The 1205-nt window shown below is 61.4% G+C and carries 2 protein-coding genes; one reads left to right on the forward strand and one right to left on the reverse strand.

The genetic code is table 11. From position 1 onward, the window contains the following. Positions 1–191 (forward strand): transposase family protein (locus FFT21_RS28565; RefSeq protein WP_137813614.1); only part of this gene is annotated, 191 nt, incomplete at its 5' end. On the opposite strand, the gene FFT21_RS28570 is transcribed toward FFT21_RS28565, so the two are convergent. After that, on the reverse strand, positions 173–595 hold the full coding sequence (locus FFT21_RS28570) for a hypothetical protein (RefSeq protein ID WP_225978859.1): 423 nt from the start codon (positions 593–595) through the stop codon (positions 173–175). The genes FFT21_RS28565 and FFT21_RS28570 overlap by 19 nt on opposite strands. Positions 596–1205 lie beyond the last annotated feature (610 nt).

Raw genomic sequence — 1205 nt, forward strand, 5'->3', positions numbered from 1 at the left:
GTGGCGAGCTCTCTATCGGCGACAAGGCAAACAACAGGGTGATCTCCTCACTGCGCTCTGCCGTCGAACGATGCATCGCCCATGTCAAGAACTGGAAGATACTTGCCACCGGCTTTCGAGGGCACCTCGCCGAGCTTCCGAATGTCATCCGAATCGTCACCGCACTGGAGTTCTACCGACTTGGCTGGTAAGGGCTCTGAATAACGCTCTCAACATTGTGGGGTCGGCCAAGGTCGAGGTTGTCCACGATCAGTGCTTCGAAGAACCCGCGGGCATGCCGGGGTGCGTCGAACACGATGGTGCGGGAGGTCTCGATCTGGCGCATCGAGGTCTCCCACCAATAACCGGCATCGCGATCCTTCTGACCGAAGGGCAGGGGCAGCCGCGCGAGCCACCGTTGCACGAACACGTTGATGGTGCCCGCCCCCAACCGGTCACAGATCTCCTGCAGTCCTTGGGGGTCGTCGGTGGCGGCGAACCCGTTGGACAGTAGGCGGGCTGCGAGGTTCCGGGCGCGTCGGCCTGCATGGTCTCTGCTTTCCGTTGCCAGTGCGCCACCGCTTGGCGCTGGGTGGCCGCGATGGTTGGCATGCATCGCAACCGGGGTCCTCAGATGATGCTCTTCGATCAGGCTCTCAAGGTGGTCCAGTCGTTGGTGGCGACGGGGAAGCCCGAGTGGAGCCCTTGGGCTTGTCCGAGTCAGCCGCCACATCTGAAAACCTGGGCACGTATTGGGCACAGACTGCCGGCCGGCACCGGATCTGGCCGGACGGCGCCGGACACACGACAAAGCCTCCTGCCGGCGTAGGTGCTGGTGAGGGGGCTTGCGTAGCTGATCAGAGAGGGTGCACCCAACAAGGCATTATGCGAACCCAAACCTGCTGGTAGACGGCGTGAAGGTGTCCGTGGCGCCGGTTCATGCCAAGGTTCGGCGGCAGGGTTACCGACGACCGTGACGTAGGTCGTGAAAGCCGGGGGTTCACGAATTCGGCGGTGGGCGGTGAGTCTACGAGCGTTATTCAGGCCGGCTTGATCACCTCAAAGTAGGGCAACGACCCCGATCAGGTAAGATCGTTTTCCTCCCACAGAACACGACTTACAGGCGGGGCCGTTGCGTTACCAGTCTACTACAGGACTTGCTGCCGACCAGATCGAGGAGCTTGTTGCTCGCATTTGGCAGATCGTCTCCTGCAATAAAAAGCAAG

The organism is Gandjariella thermophila, assembly GCF_005405885.1.
GTDB classification, from domain to species: Bacteria; Actinomycetota; Actinomycetes; order Mycobacteriales; family Pseudonocardiaceae; genus Gandjariella; species Gandjariella thermophila.

What these genes read in the sequence shown, in the direction of transcription:
- FFT21_RS28570 (WP_225978859.1), bottom strand. Translation starts at nt 595, where the DNA reads ATGCATGCCAACCATCGCGGCCACCCAGCGCCAAGCGGTGGCGCACTG.